Source organism: Pantoea sp. AG1095, assembly GCF_003208415.1.
Classification (GTDB): Bacteria; Pseudomonadota; Gammaproteobacteria; order Enterobacterales; family Enterobacteriaceae; genus Pantoea; species Pantoea leporis.
On record NZ_QKMJ01000002.1, the window covers coordinates 382,185 to 400,306 of the forward strand.

At 48.1% G+C, this 18,122-nt stretch carries 15 protein-coding genes; all 15 read left to right on the forward strand.

Annotated elements, in window-relative coordinates:
- Window positions 1–27: 27 nt before the first annotated feature.
- The 15 genes from DEU53_RS08340 (at window position 28) to gndA (ending at window position 17,856) form a co-directional block, all read left to right on the forward strand.
- Window positions 28–2,238, forward strand: a complete 2,211-nt coding sequence (locus DEU53_RS08340; RefSeq protein ID WP_110866652.1) for a phage tailspike protein — start codon at window positions 28–30, stop codon at window positions 2,236–2,238.
- A 232-nt stretch (window positions 2,239–2,470) separates the two neighbouring features.
- Window positions 2,471–3,733, forward strand: coding sequence for a colanic acid biosynthesis pyruvyl transferase WcaK (gene wcaK / locus DEU53_RS08345; protein WP_101763371.1), 1,263 nt, complete (start codon window positions 2,471–2,473; stop codon window positions 3,731–3,733).
- Between the two features lie 4 nt (window positions 3,734–3,737).
- Window positions 3,738–4,961, forward strand: a complete 1,224-nt coding sequence (locus DEU53_RS08350; protein WP_101763424.1) for a glycosyltransferase — start codon at window positions 3,738–3,740, stop codon at window positions 4,959–4,961.
- The gene (locus tag DEU53_RS08355; RefSeq protein ID WP_008104858.1) at window positions 4,958–6,298 is read left to right on the forward strand and encodes an MOP flippase family protein; all 1,341 of its coding nucleotides are present in this window, start codon (window positions 4,958–4,960) and stop codon (window positions 6,296–6,298) included. The genes DEU53_RS08350 and DEU53_RS08355 overlap by 4 nt, the downstream gene beginning before the upstream one ends.
- 326 nt (window positions 6,299–6,624) lie before the next feature.
- Complete coding sequence (galF, locus tag DEU53_RS08360) at window positions 6,625–7,518, forward strand: UTP--glucose-1-phosphate uridylyltransferase GalF (protein WP_101763372.1); 894 nt, start codon at window positions 6,625–6,627, stop codon at window positions 7,516–7,518.
- A 48-nt stretch (window positions 7,519–7,566) separates the two neighbouring features.
- Window positions 7,567–8,580, forward strand: coding sequence for a UDP-glucose 4-epimerase GalE (gene galE / locus DEU53_RS08365; RefSeq protein ID WP_110866653.1), 1,014 nt, complete (start codon window positions 7,567–7,569; stop codon window positions 8,578–8,580).
- Window positions 8,581–8,998: 418 nt separating this feature from the next.
- Window positions 8,999–10,078 (forward strand): dTDP-glucose 4,6-dehydratase, encoded by a 1,080-nt coding sequence (rfbB, locus tag DEU53_RS08370; RefSeq protein ID WP_101763374.1) that lies wholly within the window; start codon window positions 8,999–9,001, stop codon window positions 10,076–10,078.
- The gene (rfbD, locus tag DEU53_RS08375) at window positions 10,078–10,965 is read left to right on the forward strand and encodes a dTDP-4-dehydrorhamnose reductase (protein WP_110866654.1); all 888 of its coding nucleotides are present in this window, start codon (window positions 10,078–10,080) and stop codon (window positions 10,963–10,965) included. The genes rfbB and rfbD overlap by 1 nt, the downstream gene beginning before the upstream one ends.
- Window positions 10,966–11,004: 39 nt before the next feature.
- Window positions 11,005–11,886 carry a glucose-1-phosphate thymidylyltransferase RfbA gene (rfbA, locus tag DEU53_RS08380; protein WP_101763425.1) on the forward strand — a complete coding sequence of 294 codons (882 nt, stop codon included), beginning with the start codon at window positions 11,005–11,007 and terminating at the stop codon, window positions 11,884–11,886.
- Entirely contained in the window at window positions 11,886–12,434 is a 549-nt protein-coding gene (gene rfbC, locus DEU53_RS08385; RefSeq protein WP_110866655.1) for a dTDP-4-dehydrorhamnose 3,5-epimerase, read from the forward strand. The genes rfbA and rfbC overlap by 1 nt, the downstream gene beginning before the upstream one ends.
- Before the next feature lie 55 nt (window positions 12,435–12,489).
- A complete protein-coding gene (locus DEU53_RS08390) occupies window positions 12,490–13,425 on the forward strand; it encodes a glycosyltransferase family 2 protein (protein WP_255421531.1) in 936 nt (311 codons plus the stop codon).
- Window positions 13,426–13,442: 17 nt separating this feature from the next.
- Window positions 13,443–14,738, forward strand: coding sequence for a rhamnan synthesis F family protein (locus DEU53_RS08395; RefSeq protein WP_110866656.1), 1,296 nt, complete (start codon window positions 13,443–13,445; stop codon window positions 14,736–14,738).
- Window positions 14,738–15,538, forward strand: coding sequence for an ABC transporter permease (locus tag DEU53_RS08400; RefSeq protein ID WP_101763379.1), 801 nt, complete (start codon window positions 14,738–14,740; stop codon window positions 15,536–15,538). Before DEU53_RS08395 ends, DEU53_RS08400 begins: the two co-directional genes overlap by 1 nt.
- 4 nt (window positions 15,539–15,542) lie before the next feature.
- Window positions 15,543–16,316 (forward strand): ABC transporter ATP-binding protein, encoded by a 774-nt coding sequence (locus DEU53_RS08405; RefSeq protein WP_101763380.1) that lies wholly within the window; start codon window positions 15,543–15,545, stop codon window positions 16,314–16,316.
- A gap of 130 nt (window positions 16,317–16,446) precedes the next feature.
- On the forward strand, window positions 16,447–17,856 hold the full coding sequence (gene gndA / locus DEU53_RS08410) for an NADP-dependent phosphogluconate dehydrogenase (RefSeq protein WP_110866657.1): 1,410 nt from the start codon (window positions 16,447–16,449) through the stop codon (window positions 17,854–17,856).
- Window positions 17,857–18,122 lie beyond the last annotated feature (266 nt).

Here is an 18,122-nt window from a genome sequence, read left to right on the forward strand (position 1 = left end):
TGGCCGCACAACCACGGGAATTGAAGCATGAAAAGAAGAGAAGTCTTGCAGGCCGCAGCCTCCTCGATTGTTACTGCGCTCTCAGTGAGTGCGTTTTCCAGCTACGCCGCAAAAAGTGGTCAGCCAACGTTAAAATCCGTCGATCCTGCCAGCGTACCGGCAGGCGATGTGCCGATTCTGACGCCAGAAAACGTCTATACCATGCCGCCGCAATTCTGGCAGAACTTCGAGGGCAAACTGTGGATCGGTAAAGCGGGCAGCGATGCCAGCCAGGCCGGCAATCAGATCCCGGTGTTTCTGCGCGATGCCAATGGCAAAGTGTCACAAATCAGCCAGCCGATTGCGCTGAACAAAGGCAACTTCGCCCAGTTCATTCACGACAATGCGGCGTTGATCGCTAATCCCGCGCACTCAATGGTGGTGGAGGACGATCAGGGCCACACGCTGTTCTCCATCAGCGATGTTTCGCGCCCCAATCAAAGCAACTTCAGCCAGCGTCTGGCGCAGCCGAACGGCTACCAGCTGATTGGTGAAATCCCATCGGTTGAAGAGCTGCGCAAAACCCGTCCGCTGTTTGCCGGTGCCAAAATCAAGCTGAAAAGCTGGCACGAAGGGCTGGAAGTGGGCGGCGGCGAGTTCGTCGGCACCTTCGGTGATGGCAAAGATGACGGCGGCGTGAACTTCAGCGGCAACGGTTTTACCTGGCGTCGCGTGGTGGAAGATTTTAATCGCCTGACGCTGTTTGATTTCGGCGCGATCGCCGACGGCAAAACCGACACGGCACCGGCGATCAAAGCCATGTATCAATGGTCGATTGATGCCAGCCAGCAGATTTGCGTGCAATTCCCGGCTGGCACCTTCTTTGTCTCTGAATGTGATTTCGGTGACGAAGGACGTCGCTTCTTCCGCATTTCCGGCGCGATGGTCAACTTCGGTTATTTCCCGGCGACCACGCTGGTTTCCGACGGTCGCTCCGAATTCCTGTTCCAGGTAAATGCGCGCTGGACGGAAATCTCCAACCTGAATTTCAACGGCAATACCGACAAGCGTCCGAACAAACAGGGTTTGTTCCGCAATACCTGTCCGGGCGGCCAGTTCTTCCGTGGTGCCTGCTTGCGCTTCAATCAGGTGGGCGGCGTCTCGCTCAGCCTGCTGGATACGCTGGATTGCAAAATCGATCAGTGGTACGCCAACGCCTGTACCGGCGATGTGATTAAAGCCAGCTGGTCGGGGCAAAAGGCCGGTGCCTGGGATCACAGCACCGCGATTGAGCTCTCCAACTTCAACGCCCAGCACTGTAAAGGCGGCATGGTGTTGAATCTGCCGCGCTGCAGCCAATCCATCATTCATAACGGCTGGATTGAGCACAGCGATTTCCCTGGCGACATCTCGAACGGCCAGTGGATTGTCGATGCGCTGAGCATTGAGGACTGTAAGAACCCGCTCAATGCGCGTAACTCGCGCCTTAATATGCGCCAGACCAATCTGCAGTCGGGCAGCTGGATTGATAACTCACTGGAAGGCGAACGCTGGCTGAACATCTGGGAAATGGGCTCAACGCGCGTTGAATCTTACGGCGTCGCCATTGATGGCAGTCTGAAATACAACTACATCACCTCGCGCTTCCGCCTGACCAACAACAGCGATCAGCAAACCTGGTTTGAACTCGGCAACTTCTACTCGCCAACGGTGGGCGATAGCTGGGAGATCGAGGTATTTGGTCAGTCGCAGTTCAATAACGGCACCGCCAATCAGCCGCTGATGGATGTCATCGACGGTAAAGGCACCGGCGGACGCGCGGTGATTCATCTGCAGCGCAAGAAAAACAAAGCGGAAGCCAGCTGGTCAGCGGAAGGTAGCTCGCCGGTGGTGGAGGTACGTTTCGAACCGCGCACCGATACCGACACCAAAGTGTTCGTGAAGTTAGCGGGCTGGACGCCGACCACCGCTGTGCTGATCAAAAGCACCGCCAAGGATCGCTTCCTGACCGGTCGCTGCGCGCGCGTTGACGCCGTAATGGACAAAGGCGCGCCGGGCAGCGCAGCGCAACAGGCTCCGCAGCGTTTTAGCCTGCACAACGGCAAAGCCGGCGTCGGCGGTAACGAGCAGGGCGATCTGCTGCTGGCCTCGCGCGCGCTGAAGCCGGAACAGGTGGATACGCGCGAACCTAAAGGTTTCATCTCGGTGGTGATCAATGGCGAGCAGGTGGCTATGCCTTATTTCGCCGTTAAATCGTAACGCACACTAATTGTAGCGGCGCAATTCATTGCGCAATGCCAATTTCAGGTACGCGCGATGCATCGCGCCGCTACGGAATGTGCATAGTTTGTAAGCAGTACTGAATAGAAATGCAATTAGCACCACTTTTTTGGGGTTTACTCCCATTGCAGTCCTTTGAATCAGAGTTCACTTTGCCAGTGCAGCTATTGGCGGCTTGTAAAAATTACAAAAATTTTTCCGGAGTTTTTTTATGAAGATTTTATTGGTAGGAAACCATACCTGTGGAAATCGTGGGGATGGCGCGATTTTACGTGGGCTGATTGATTCACTGAAATCCGCGCGCGCGGATTTGGATATCGATGTGATCAGCCGTTATCCAACAAGCTCTGGCTATTTACTGCAGCAGGATATCCAGCAGGATTCCCTGTTCCTGCACAACAGCAAATCGGGCAAAGGGTTAGTGGGCAGCCTGAAACGCAAAGTGGCGAACCGCTTGATGCCGGACATCATGATGGCGCACCTTGGCAAAGGCGGCGTATACAAATCCTTCTCGGTGCCACCGCATCTGGCGGCGTTCACCCAAAGCCTTGCGCAGTACGACGCGATTATTCAGGTTGGCGGCTCGTTCTTCGTCGATCTCTACGGCGTGACCCAATTCGACCACGCGCTTTGTGCGCTGATGGCGAAAAAGCCGCTGCATATGGTCGGTCACTCGGTCGGTCCGTTCGAGAACCCGCGCGTTAATGCGCTGGCGAACTTTGTCTTTGATCGCGTTGACAGCCTGGTGCTGCGCGAAGAGGTGAGCTACGACCGCCTGAAGCAGGATGGCGTGACCACCAGCAAAGTGAAGAAGGGCGTTGATACCGCGTTCCTGGTTGAAGCGCGTGAAGTGGCTAATCCTAGCCATAACCTGCTGCACTGGCAGGCGATTATCAGCGCACGCAAAACCATTGCGATTACCGTGCGTGAACTGGCGCCGTTCGACAAACGTCTCGGCGTCACGCAGAAAGAGTATGAAGCTGCCTTTGGCCGCGTGATTAACGCGATGATTGCCGAAGGTTATCAGGTGGTTGCCTTCTCTACCTGTACCGGTATTGATAGCTACGCCAAAGATGACCGCATGGTGGCGCTGACGTTGCGCGATCATGTCGAGCATCCCGAGCATTACCATGTCATCATGGACGAGTTCAACGACCTCGAACTCGGCATCCTCCTCAGCCATTGTCATCTGACCATTGGTACCCGCCTGCACTCCGCCATCATCTCCATGAACTTTGGTACGCCAGCCGTGGCCATCAACTACGAGCACAAGTCGCTCGGCGTGATGAAACAGCTTGGCCTGCCGCAGATGGCCACCGATGTGCAGAGCCTGATGGACGGTTCGCTCATTGATAAAGTGCAGACGGTGCTGGCCGACTACGACAACGTGAAACACAAAGTTGATACCGCGGTGGCGCAGGAGCGTGAGATTGGTAACCGCATTACAGCAGAAATTCTCAACGTCCTGGGGTGAAGTGATGAAGCTGACCTTTTTCACCATGCGTTTTCCTGTTGCCTCTGAGACCTTTGTGCTCAATCAGGTGACGCATTTCATCGATGCAGGCTACGACGTGGAGATTATCTCCGTGTTTCCGGGCGATATGATTAATCGCCACGCCGCGTTCGATGACTACAATTTGGCAGCGAAAACCCACTATTTACTGCCGGAAGAGAAAGTATCCAATCTTGATAAGCTGACGCAGCGTATCGGGTTGATACTGCCGAAAATCACCAAAGGTGCACTGCTGAAGTCGCTGAATGTGCGTCGCTACGGCGCACAGGCCAGCAAACTGCTGCTGCCGGCGATTGTCGCCAACACCAGGCAGCCTTACACCGCCGATGTGTTTCTGGTGCACTTTGGCTATGCCGGCGCGCTGGCTAACAAGCTGCGCGAACTCGGCGTGCTGAAAGGCAAGCAGGCGACGGTGTTCCACGGTGCGGACATTTCGCGTCGTCACATCCTGGAAGAGCACAAGCTCGACTACGTCAACCTGTTCAAACAGAGCGAACTGATGCTGCCTATCAGCCACTTGTGGGAGAACAAGCTGATTGAGATGGGTTGTCCGCGCGCCAAGGTGCATGTCACGCGTATGGGCATCGAGCCGGAGAAGTTTAACTTCCGTCCGCGCGAGGCCTTCCATCAACCGCTGCGCATCGTCTCAGTGGCGCGTCTGACCGAGAAGAAAGGGTTGGATGTGGCGGTGAAAGCCAGCGAAATCCTGCGCAATAACGGCGGCCAGTTCCAGTTCACCATCATCGGTAACGGCGAGCAGGATGGCATGATGCGCGAGCACATCGCGCGCGCTGGATTGCAGGATTACGTCACCATGCCGGGCTTCAAGCCGCAGGATGAAATTCGTCAGGCGCTGAACGAGGCGGATATCTTCCTGCTGCCGTCTAAAACCGCCGCAGATGGCGATATGGAAGGCATTCCGGTGGCGCTGATGGAAGCGATGGCGGTTGGCTTGCCGGTGGTGTCGACCTATCACAGCGGCATTCCTGAATTGATTGAGAACGACGTCAGCGGGTGGCTGGTGGCCGAAAACGATCCTGACGAGCTGGCAGCGACGTTGCTGCGCCTGTCGCGTGGCGATGTGGATGTGGCACCGGTGGTCGCCGCTGCGCGGCAGAAAGTCGAAACTGAGTTCAATCAGCACATCGCTTACGGTGAGCTGGCGAAAATTCTGGAGCGCATGGTGTGAGCGGATTAAAAAAACAGGCCGTTTGGCTGTTTGGTAGTACCTGTTTTGCCGCATTGCTTCAGGTGTTACAGCTCGCCGTGCTGGCGCGCAAACTGGAAACGCACGAGCTGGGTTTACTGGCGATCATCAATGCGATTCTGGCGGTGGCGACCGTGCTGCAGGATATGGGCATGAGCAGCTATATCGTGCATCGCCAGGATATTAATCGCCGTGAGCAGAGCACCATTTATTGGGTGAACGTGTCGCTCAGTTTCTGCACCGGCTTGATTATGCTGGCGATTGCCTATCCGGTGGCGTGGTTCTATCACTTGCCGGAGCTGGTGGGCCTGATCATGCTCACCAGCCTCAACTTCCTGGTGCTGGGACATCTGTCGCAGTATCAGGCGCACTATGTGAAAACCAAACGCATGGTAACGCTGGCGAAGATTGAGATGGCCACCAAGCTGTTTGCGTTTCTGTGTACCGTCGCGATGCTGTATTACACCTCGCTTACCGTGGCCGCGGCGATTCTTGGTCTGTTCATCAACGCCTTCACGCGCATTCTCTGCATGATCTACTTCGGCGAGAAATCGTGGCGTCCGACCTGGGAATTCGACGGCAAAACCTTCGTCAGCGCCGTACGTTATGGCGTGTATCAGCTTGGTTCGCAGACCATCAATCAGCTGCGTACCCAGGCCGATGCGCTGATCGTCGGTAAAGTGATGGGTGCGGAGATGCTGGGGATTTACTCGCTGGCAAAAGAGCTCATTCTGCAACCGCTGAAGCTGGTTTCGCCGGTGATTAACCGCCTGGCATTGCCGCGCTTCGCTGAGAAGCAGCACGATCCAGAGCAGCTGAAAAAGCTGTTCCTGAAAGGCACTTTCGTCATCATGCTGTTCAGTAGTGCGATGTATCTGGCGATTGGCATCCTTTCCCCGGTCATTGTGCGCGTGCTGTACGGCGCTTCACATGAGCAGGTTTACCATCTGATTCCGCTGATGCTGCTGTTTGGCATGCTGCGTCCGATGGGCGGCTTAACCGGCGCGATTTCGCAGGCCAACGGCCGCACCAATGTTGAGTTCTACTGGAACATTGTGGCGAGCCTGGTGGTGGTTGCGGTGCTGGCGACAACCTACATCTGGCCGAACGTGCTGTATGTGGCGCTGACGCTGTCGATCTCGCAGGTGCTGATTTCTGCCTTTGCCCATCCGTTCTTCATCAAGCCGGTGATTGGCATCCGCTTTATGCCGTATGCGCGTCAGTGGGTTTCGGTGTCGGTGGTGTTTGTTGCGCTGATGATGCTGGTAAACCACTTCAACCTGTTCGTGATGCCGGAATGGTTTGAGGGCTGGCTGTAGTCATCAACATCCAACCCGCGTGATGAATCGCGCCGCTACAGATGACTCAATGTTTACACGGTCCGTAGCGGCGCCATTTATGGCGCATTATCGACACAGCTTTCAGTCAATCTCTGGTCTCGTCATCTCAAATCCTTTCACGATTTTTCAGCGGTTTAGCGCATCGGTTCCTCATTGGCATTTCGGCGTTTTTACCGGCCAAATTGGCGATTTTTGATGGTGTGACAGAGAGTTAGTGCCGGTTTTTCAGATAAAGATTATACTTGCTCGACCGGCCGATCCTGCATAATCGACCCCACGTATTCACTTCATGAAATGGAATAAATATGACCAAGCTTAAAGCAGTAATCCCCGTTGCGGGTCTCGGTATGCATATGCTTCCTGCGACGAAAGCCATTCCGAAAGAGATGCTGCCAATTGTCGACAAACCAATGATTCAATACATTGTTGACGAATGCGTCGCGGCTGGCATCAAGGAGATTGTGCTGGTCACCCATGCTTCCAAAAATGCAGTGGAAAACCACTTCGATACCACTTACGAGCTGGAAGCGCTGCTAGAAGCGCGTGTTAAACGTCAGCTGCTGAGCGAAGTGCAGTCAATCTGTCCGCCGGGCGTGACCATCATGAACGTGCGTCAGGCCAACCCGTTAGGCCTGGGCCACTCTGTGCTGTGCGCGCGTCCAATGATTGGCGACAACCCATTTGTGGTGGTGCTGCCAGACGTGCTGCTGGATGACTCCACCGCTGACCACCTGCGTTATAACCTCGCATCGATGGTTGCTCGCTTCGAAGATACCGGCCACAGCCAGGTGCTGGCGAAACACATGCCGGGCGAAGATCTCACTGAATACGGCGTGCTGACTACCGAAGAGCCGATTGATAACCCAGGCGATATCAGCACCATCACCAGCTTTGTTGAGAAGCCAGAAGCGGGTTCTACCGACTCTGACCTGACGGCAGTTGGCCGTTATGTGCTCTCTGCGGATATCTGGGAAGAGCTGGAGCGCACTGAGCCTGGCGCATGGGGCCGCATTCAGCTGACCGATGCTATCGCCTCTCTGAGCAAGAAGAAGCCAGTTGATGTGCAGCTGCTGACCGGTACCAGCTACGACTGTGGCCGTAAACTCGGTTATATGCAGGCATTCGTCTCTTACGGCTTGCGTAACAACGATCAGGGCCGCGATTTCCGCGAATCTATTCAGAAAATCCTGGCGAAATAAGCTTTCTCATTCTCTACCGCGCCGTTAGCGCGGTTTAAAGGAGTACACATGGCTATTTTGGTAACGGGCGGAGCGGGTTACATCGGCTCCCATACGGTGCTGGCGCTGTTAGAGCGCGGCGACAACGTTGTGGTCCTGGATAACCTTTGCAATGCTTCCCGCGAAGCCATCAACCGCGTGGAAAAGCTCTCAGGCAAAAAAGCGGTGTTCGTTGAAGGCGATATCCGCGATCGCGCCTGCCTGCGTGACCTGTTTGCCACTAACGATATCAGCGCTGTGATTCACTTCGCCGCACTGAAAGCCGTTGGTGAATCCACGCGCATGCCGCTGGAATATTACGAAAACAACGTAGCTGGCACCGTGGTGCTGCTGGAAGAGATGCGCGCAGCTGGCGTGTGGAACTTCATCTTCAGCTCATCTGCGACCGTTTATGGCGCCGATGCACCGGTTCCTTACGTGGAAACCACGCCAATCGGCGGCACCACCAGCCCGTACGGTACCTCGAAGCTGATGATCGAATTCGTGATGCGCGATTTCGCTAAAGCCGATCCAAACTTCAAAGCCATCGCGCTGCGCTACTTCAACCCGGTTGGCGCGCATGAGTCTGGCGAAATCGGTGAAGATCCCACCGGCATTCCTAATAACCTGCTGCCGTACATCGCGCAGGTAGCGATTGGCCGTCTTGAGAAGCTGGGCGTGTTTGGCGATGATTACGACACGCCGGATGGCACCGCACAGCGCGACTACATTCACGTTGTCGACCTGGCAGAAGGGCACCTGAAAGCGCTGGACCACTTAGCCAAAGTTGAAGGCTACAAAGCTTACAACCTCGGTGGCGGCGTGGGCTTCTCCGTGCTGGAGATGATCAAGGCGTTTGAGAAAGCGTCTGGTAAACCGATTCCGTTCGAGTTTAAGCCACGCCGTGACGGCGATTTGCCGGCGTTCTGGGCAGATGCGACACTAGCGAACAACGAACTGGACTGGCGCGTGACGCGCGGGATTGATGCCATGATGCGTGATACGTGGAACTGGCAGTCGAAGAATCCGAATGGATTTGAGTAACATTACAGCGGGCCCAGCGCCCGCATTTTTAACACCTCGTCTGAAAATCACTTCTAAGCTTTCATCAAAATCTGATTGAGTTGAATTATTGACTCAGCAAACATCACCTCCGACCCAAAGCGGTCAATACTTAAACTAACACCCCGGTAAAATCTGTAATTTGTTCGTCATTGAACTTTACGAGTGGTAGAATTCTTAGCTGCTTACCGTTAAACCCTATTTATCGGTTTCGGTAATAAAGAATAGAGTTAACAGCAAGATAGCAGCATTAAAGCCGGTGCGCTTTTAATTAAATTTTGCCTTAAACATCAGCTATGTGGGAGCTGCAACCCAAGGGCGGTAGCGTGGCTGAATGAAACAGTAGAATAATTCCAATTGGTATAAGCCTCACTGAGCGAGTCAGGAAAAACGGGACGTTATGAAAATCTTAATTACAGGTGGTGCAGGATTTATCGGTTCGGCAGTAGTTCGTCATATTATCAACCATACCAATGATGAAGTGATTAACGTCGATAAATTGACCTATGCTGGCAACCTTGAATCACTGAAAGCTGAAAGCCAAAACGCGCGTTATAACTTCAGAAAAGTTGATATTTGTGATGGTGTAGCTTTACTGAACGTATTCAACGAATTTCAGCCTGATGCGGTAATGCATCTGGCAGCAGAGAGCCATGTTGATCGCTCTATTACTGGACCATCAGAATTCGTTCAGACGAATGTCGTCGGAACCTATGCGTTACTGGAAGCAAGCCGCCAATATTGGGCTGCATTGGACGCTGATAAAAAACAGGCTTTTCGTTTCCACCATATCTCTACAGATGAAGTGTATGGCGACTTACCTCATCCTGATGAAACATCAGGTGAGCTTCCATTGTTCACTGAAGAAACCCCGTACGCACCAAGCAGCCCATACTCTTCTACCAAAGCCGCAAGCGACCATCTGGTTCGCGCATGGGGCCGCACCTACGGCTTGCCGATCGTTGTGACCAACTGTTCCAACAACTACGGCCCTTACCATTTCCCGGAAAAACTCATCCCGCTTATCATCAGCAATGCGCTGGAAGGAAAACCGCTGCCAATTTATGGTAAAGGTGACCAAATTCGCGATTGGCTGTATGTAGAAGATCATGCTCGTGCGCTTTATACCGTAGTGACGCAGGCGAAAACTGGCACCACTTACAACATCGGCGGCCATAACGAGAAGCAAAATCTCGAAGTGGTGCACAAGGTATGTGAACTGCTGGATGAGCTGCGTCCGAAAGAGACTTCATACGCTCAGCAAATTACCTATGTTGCAGATCGTCCGGGCCACGATCGTCGCTACGCGATTGACGCTTCGAAAATTGAACGCGATCTCGGATGGAAACCGCAGGAAAGCTTTGAGTCCGGCTTACGTAAAACCGTGCAGTGGTATCTCGACAACCAACAGTGGGTTGAGCATGTTAAAAGCGGGGCGTATCAAAACTGGATTGAGCAAAACTACGAGAAGCGTAGCTAATGAAAATTTTGCTATTAGGTAAAAATGGGCAGGTTGGTTGGGAACTGCAGCGTGCTTTGGCACCGTTGGGTGAGATCATTGCTTTAGATCGTCATTCAACAGATTACTGCGGCGATTTAACTGATCCTACCGGCATCGAAAAAACGGTACGGGATATTAAGCCTAACGTGATTGTGAATGCCGCGGCTTATACGGCTGTCGATAAAGCTGAAAGCGATTTGCACAATGCTGAGTTGATCAACGCAACCAGCGTAAAAGCATTGGCCTGCGCGGCGCGTGATGTCGGGGCGTTACTGGTTCACTACTCAACGGATTATGTTTTTGATGGCAGCGGCGAGCGTCCCTGGAACGAAGACGATGCGACTGCACCACTGAATGCTTATGGCAAGACTAAGCGTCAGGGTGAAGAAGCGATCATCGCCAATGCACCACACTATTTAATTTTGCGCACCAGTTGGGTCTATGCCGCCAAAGGCAATAACTTCGCTAAAACGATGATTCGTTTGGCGCAGGAACGAGAAGCCCTATCTGTCATCAACGATCAATTCGGTGCGCCAACCGGCGCAGAATTGATTGCGGACAGTACCGCGCATGCAATCAAAGCGACTCTGGCTAATCCTGAAAAATCGGGCATTTATAATCTTATCGCTTCAGGCGTGACAACCTGGCACGCCTATGCCGAGTTCGTGATTAATTGTGTCCGTGAAAAAGGTCTAGAGCTGAAAGTAAAAGCGGTGAACACCGTCGAAACTGCAGCTTTCCCTACGCCAGCAAAACGCCCATCTAATTCAAGGCTCAATACCAGCAAGTTCACCAGCGCTTTTGAATTAACGCTTCCGGAATGGAAGGTTGGTGTAAAACGTATGCTGGATGAACTTTATAATTAAGCAGTATTGAGACAGATTACTAAATTAAAGGATAACGTTGTGAATAGTAAAAAAGGAATCATCCTTGCTGGCGGTTCAGGAACACGCCTTTATCCAGTGACGATGGCCGTCAGTAAGCAGCTATTGCCAATTTACGATAAGCCAATGATTTACTATCCGCTCAGCACTCTGATGTTAGCGGGCATTCGTGACATTTTAATTATCAGCACGCCGCAGGATACGCCGCGTTTTGAAAGCCTGCTTGGCGACGGTTCCCAATGGGGCTTAAACATTCAGTACAAAGTGCAGGAAAGTCCAGACGGTTTGGCGCAAGCTTTCATTTTGGGTGAAGAGTTCATCGGTAACGATAACTGCGCGTTAATTCTAGGCGATAACATTTTTTATGGTCACGATTTACACAAGCAGCTCGAAGAAGCCTCAAGTAAAAAAAGTGGTGCGACAGTATTCGCTTATCATGTTCACGATCCAGAACGTTATGGTGTTGTTGAGTTTGATGAAACTGGGAAAGCTGTTTCACTAGTAGAGAAGCCTACTGAACCTAAAAGTAGCTATGCGGTAACGGGCTTATATTTCTATGACAATAGCGTTGTTGAATTGGCTAAAAATCTTAAGCCTTCACCACGTGGTGAGTTAGAAATTACTGATATTAATAACTTGTATTTAGAAAAGGGTGAATTGTCAGTGTCCATTATGGGGCGCGGTCACGCCTGGTTAGATACAGGGACTCACCAGAGCCTGATTGAAGCGAATAACTTTATACAAACCATCGAAACCCGTCAGGGCCTTAAAGTTGCATGCCCGGAAGAAATTGCGTTCCGTATGGGCTTTATTGATGCTGAAAAATTGAAAGAGCTGGCGCAACCGCTGCTGAAAAATGATTACGGCAAATACCTGATGGCGCTCTATAACGGAAAGCTCTAATGAAGATTATTGATACTGATATTTCTGATGTGAAAATCATTGAGCCAGCCGTTTTTGGTGATGAAAGAGGTTTCTTTATGGAAACCTGGCAACAGAAGAAATTTGAAGAGCTGGTGTGTCCACGGACCTTTGTACAGGATAACCATTCAAAATCTTCAAAGGGTATTTTGCGTGGTTTACATTATCAAACCACAAATACACAAGGTAAACTCGTCAGAGTTGTCTCTGGTGAAGTGTATGATGTCGCAGTTGATATGAGAAAGTCCTCACCAACTTTTGGAAAATGGGTTGGTGTATACCTGTCAGCTGATAATAAGCGTCAGCTGTGGGTTCCAGAAGGCTTTGCTCATGGTTTTTATGTTACATCTGAAAGTGCTGAATTTGTTTATAAATGTACTGATTATTATAATCCTAAAAATGAACATTCATTACTTTGGAACGATTCAGTTCTCAATATCACCTGGCCAATCGATGCAAATGAAACCCCCGCGCTTTCTGCTAAAGATAAAGACGGAACGCCATTTGCACAAGCAGTGACATTTGATTGATTCCCGAAACTAAGGATGAGGATTAGCTCATCCTTTTTTTATATAGCTGATGATGATGAGCGATAAAGGAAAAATAAGTATCCTGATGGGTACTTATAATGGTGAAAAATATTTAGAAAAGCAACTGCGTTCCATTGCTTCTCAAACTTATACTAATTGGACGCTCATTGTTTCTGATGATGGTTCAACAGATAGCACCTGTGAAATCATTACCCGCTTTGCCAAAGAATTTTCTGAAGGCAGAGTTATCCTGTTTCAGGGGCCAGGTAAAGGATTTGCTGCGAATTTCTACAACCTGCTTAATAGAAAAGATATTGATTCGCCGTTCTATGCCTTCTGTGATCAGGATGACATTTGGTGTAACAATAAGCTGGAAGAGGCTATTAATCAGTTAACAACAAATGATTTCTCTACTGACAACTATGCTTTATATGGCTCCCGCACAAAGCTAATTGATTCTGACGAAGTTAATATTGGTTATTCACCCTGTTTTCTCAAAGAATTTACTTTTAGTAATGCACTTTTGCAAAGTTATGCGGGCGGCAACACGATGGTTTTTAGTCGTGGACTAAAAACGGTGTTTGAGACATTCCCTGCCAACCTTCCGATTGTTTCTCATGACTGGATTTTGTATATCATATGCAGTGCAATGAATGGAACAGTAATCTACGATCGGGAACCAAAGATTCTCTACCGCCAGCATGGGCAGAATTTAGTGGGCAGCAACACGGGTATTTTGTCTAAGCTCACAAGATTTAATCGTTTGTTTGCAGGTGAATTTAAATGCTGGAGCGAAAAAAATTGTATGGCGCTTGAGTGTTTGAAAGACAGAATGCCGGCTGACAACAGACGTGATTACGAAAGATTTAGTGCTTTGAATGGAAGTCTTTTGAAACGAATTACTAACTTTATTAAGGGTGGATTTTATAGACAAAGCTTCATTGAAACATGTGCTTTCTTTATCATGAATCTCTTTAGGAAATTAGTTTAACCATCGACGGTGTTAATATGAAAAGAATTATTTTTATGATTATCAGGTTTTTCCTGAAAATTGTAATTTATCTATATTATGGCGTACTATCAATTCGCGATGATATTAAGACAAAAAAATATACGAATATTAAAGTCAAGAATGACTTCACGGGTGGCAAGGTTATGCTGCTTGCGCTCTATGAGAAATCATCGCTTAGAAATGATACACTTGAGCTGTTAAAAGAAGCGAAGCGCAATAATGTATTTGTTATTGCCGTTAATACCTTAAGGTTAGAAGAACAAAATTACCCTTCTGAGTTAACCGATGTTTATATAGAGCGTGATAATTACGGGCGTGATTTCGGCAGCTATAAAGCAGGGATGAAATATTTCTACGATGCAGGTTTTGAAGAAAAATGTGAACGGTTACTTATCATCAATGACAGTGTGTTTTTCTCAAAGAAAGGCTTGCCTGAATTTGTTAAAAATTTATTTGATACTAACGTTGAAGTAATCGGTGCTACAGAAAACAGTCAGCACTCTCATCACCTTGGCTCATTCTGTATTTCAGTAGCAGGAAAAATAACTAAGAATGAAAAATTCAAAAGTTTTTGGTTAAACTATAAGTCATCGAACGTTAGACCTTTAGTAATAAAAAGAGGTGAGTTCGGTTTAAGTAAGCTTCTTAAATCACTGGTTAATTCAGAGCAAAATTTCAAGTCTCTTTTCAATGTCTCGTTCATGGAGAAAAAGCTTAGCAGTGATGAGGTTTTCTATGAGAATTACTATTACTATCGTCGTGAAGGTGTCAGTGCCTGGACAAATAAATCCATTACCGGCTTAATCGCAAGTGATGAAGTCTTATCATCTTATTATAATAAATACATTCTCTCTAATAAGAGAACTGAAAAGTTGGTATTTGCAAGTGACAATGTTGTGGAATACAACTCTGTTGATAAAGAATATTCAACACTAAGCTCAAGCAAGGTTGATTACTTAGAAGCAGTGAATTTCTTCAGAAATTACTCGCACAAAGAAGCATTGCTAAACAGCCAGTTCAAACAAAGATTGATATCTTTGTATCTGGATGAATTTACGATGGGGTCGCAAATCCACGTTAATTGCCTCGCATTGCATAATTGTGGTTTACCTATAATTAAGCTTGATTTGATGTTCCGCTGCGTTTGTAGCATGAATGATATTATCAAGTTAAGAGATCAGCTTGATGAATCTCAAAGGGAAGAGTTTATGACACTTATCTTGGCTCGTCTGTGCGGTGATAAGTTCCTTGTCGGATTAAATCGTCTGGCGTACCAATTTGGAATTTTGTAATGTCGAATAAGCAAAAATCAGTAGGGTGGGATGACTTCACCTCTGCGTTAAGAAACTTTCACGTTGTAAAAGTGATGGGTGGTCAGGACATTAAGATGCGATACAAACGGTCCAAGATGGGGCCGTTTTGGATCACAATTAGTATGGCAGTTATGATCACGACCATGGGATTAGTTTTTGGTAATCTTTTCAAAACCAATGTCAAAGAGTTTTTGCCCTATCTAACTCTTGGTTTGATAACATGGAGTTTTATCCAAAGCTCCATCTCAGAAGGTTGTGATGCCCTGATATCTTCAGAAGGGATTATTAAGCAGTTACCTGTTCCATTACACGTTCACGTGATGCGTGTAATTTGGAAAAACTTCATCATCTTCCTGCACAATATCGTTATATTCCCTCTGGTTCTGATTGCAGTGCAGAAAAGTGTAGACTGGACTGTTTTCCTGGTGATACCTGGTTTTATCCTGCTGATTTTGAATTTAACCTGGGCATTAATGATTCTTTCGATGATTTGTGCGCGCTTCCGTGATATGACACAAATTGTGTTAAGTATTATGCAGGTTATTTTCTATCTGACCCCAGTAATTTGGATGCCGAAACTTCTCTCACACAGTGCTGCCGCAGCATTACTCACCTTTAACCCTCTTTATCATTTGATTGACTTGGTAAGAGGTCCATTATTAGGTGAGATCCCAATGATGAGCAGTTACATCATTGCTGGCGTTATGGCAGTAGTCGGTTTGGCTCTATCGATTGCGATGACGAGCAAATATAAATACCGCGTTCCTTATTGGGTGTAATGTAATGGCTATTATTAAATTTGAAAACGTGGGTATTGATTTCCCAATATTCAACGCCCAGGCAAGATCGATTAAAAAGAACTTTATCAATTTTGCTACCGGTGGAAAGGTTGGTCAGCACGATGGTAAAGTTGTGGTTTCGGCCCTTAATAATCTTAACTTCGAAATCAAAGATGGCGAGCGAGTCGGGCTAATTGGCCATAATGGTGCGGGTAAAACAACGCTGCTAAGGATGTTTAGTAAAGTCTATCATCCAACCAGCGGCAGCGCTAAGATTGAAGGCGACATTGGTTCGTTAATTTCTATTTCATTAGGGATCAATCAGGAATTTACGGGAAGAGAAAATATCTATATTCGCGGTGCCTTATTAGGATTGCGGAAAAAAGAAATCGATACGCGAATTGAAGAGATCATTGAATTCACCGATCTGGGTGACTTCATTGACATGCCTGTTCGTACTTACTCGTCTGGTATGCAGATGCGTTTAGGGTTTAGTGTTAGTACTATTTTTACTCCCGAAATCCTCCTTATGGATGAATGGCTATCTGTAGGCGACGAAGGCTTTAAAGAAAAAGCTGAAACTCGATTAACCAATATTATTAATGCAACGAAGATATTGATTCTTGCAAGCCATAGTAACGAATTGTTAAGAAAAACCTGTACAAGAATTCTTTGGCTCGAGCACGGCACGGTAAAAATGGACGGTACTCCAGAGGAAGTGTTGCCGTTATATTTCAAGTCAAATATCAAAAAAGGTGATTTGTTAACCAATACATAATCATCCACATTTCTTGTGTGTTTTATCATCGCACCATTCACTACCTTTATTGGTGATAGATGAGTTAACATATTTGCCACTTCAATCACAAACTTGTGTTTGTGACGGTAACTTCAGACAGGAGTAGATAATGTCCAAGCAACAAATCGGTGTTGTCGGTATGGCAGTTATGGGCCGTAACTTGGCTCTTAACATTGAGAGCCGCGGCTACACAGTCTCTATTTTCAACCGTTCACGCGAAAAGACGGATGAAGTCATCGCTGAGAACCAAGGCAAGAAACTGGCACCTTTTTACACCGTTGAAGAGTTTGTTGAATCGCTGGAAAAACCACGTCGTATCCTTTTGATGGTACAGGCTGGTGAAGCTACAGATAAAACGATTGCTTCTTTGACCCCGCATTTGGACAAGGGCGACATCTTGATTGATGGTGGTAACACCTTCTATAAAGATACTGTCCGCCGTAACAAAGAACTTTCTGATCAGGGCTTCAATTTCATTGGTACCGGTGTTTCCGGTGGTGAAGAGGGCGCACTGAAAGGGCCTTCCATCATGCCTGGCGGCCAGAAAGAAGCATATGAATTGGTTGCACCAATTTTAGATAAGATTGCTGCTCGTGCGGAAGATGGCGAAGCTTGTGTTGCTTACATCGGTCCAAACGGTGCTGGTCACTATGTAAAAATGGTGCATAACGGCATCGAATACGGTGATATGCAACTGATTGCTGAAGCTTACGCACTGTTGAAAGGCGCGTTAGGCCTCGATAATGAAGAGCTGGCAAAAACCTTTACTGACTGGAACAACGGTGAGTTAAGCAGCTACTTAATCGACATCACCAAAGATATCTTCACTAAGAAAGATGAAGACGGTAAATACCTGGTTGATGTGATTCTGGATGAAGCCGCTAACAAAGGCACCGGTAAGTGGACTAGCCAGAGCTCGCTGGATCTCGGCGAGCCGCTCTCACTGATCACTGAGTCAGTATTTGCACGCTATCTTTCTTCTCTGAAGACCCAACGTGTTGCAGCTTCTAAAGTGCTGAGCGGCCCTCAAGTTAAAGAATTTACTGGCGATAAGGCTGAGTTCATCGAGAAAGTACGTCGCGCTCTTTATCTGGGCAAGATCGTTTCCTATGCTCAGGGCTTCTCACAGTTGCGCGCTGCGTCGGAAGAGAATAACTGGGATCTGCAGTACGGTGAAATTGCGAAGATCTTCCGTGCCGGATGCATTATTCGTGCGCAATTCCTGCAGAAGATTACTGATGCATACGCACAGGACGCTAACATTGCTAACCTGCTGCTGGATCCTTACTTCAAGAATATTGCTGATGAGTACCAGCAGGCGCTGCGTGACGTAGTGTCTTACGCTATTCAGAACGGTATCCCAACGCCGACCTTCTCAGCTGCTATTGCTTACTACGATAGCTATCGTTCAGAAGTTCTGCCGGCAAATCTGATTCAGGCTCAGCGTGATTATTTCGGTGCGCATACTTATAAGCGCATTGATAAAGATGGCGTGTTCCACACCGAGTGGCTCAGTTAATAAATTGATTAGGCTTCCTCAAGGGAGCCTTTTTTATTTATCAATTATAAGCTTCGACATTTTAAACTATAAAAATCAATGGGTTGTTGTATGATCCTCATGAATCAATTAACTTATAATCACATAAGCAAATTAAAAATCCATTATAGATTTTAAATCCCCTTTTTATTACATGATTCTAATGTCTTTTTTTTAAAATTTGATAGATATGTTTAATAAAATGCTCTATTAAGTGTGTCTATTTCAGGCCTTAATGTTTACTTCAG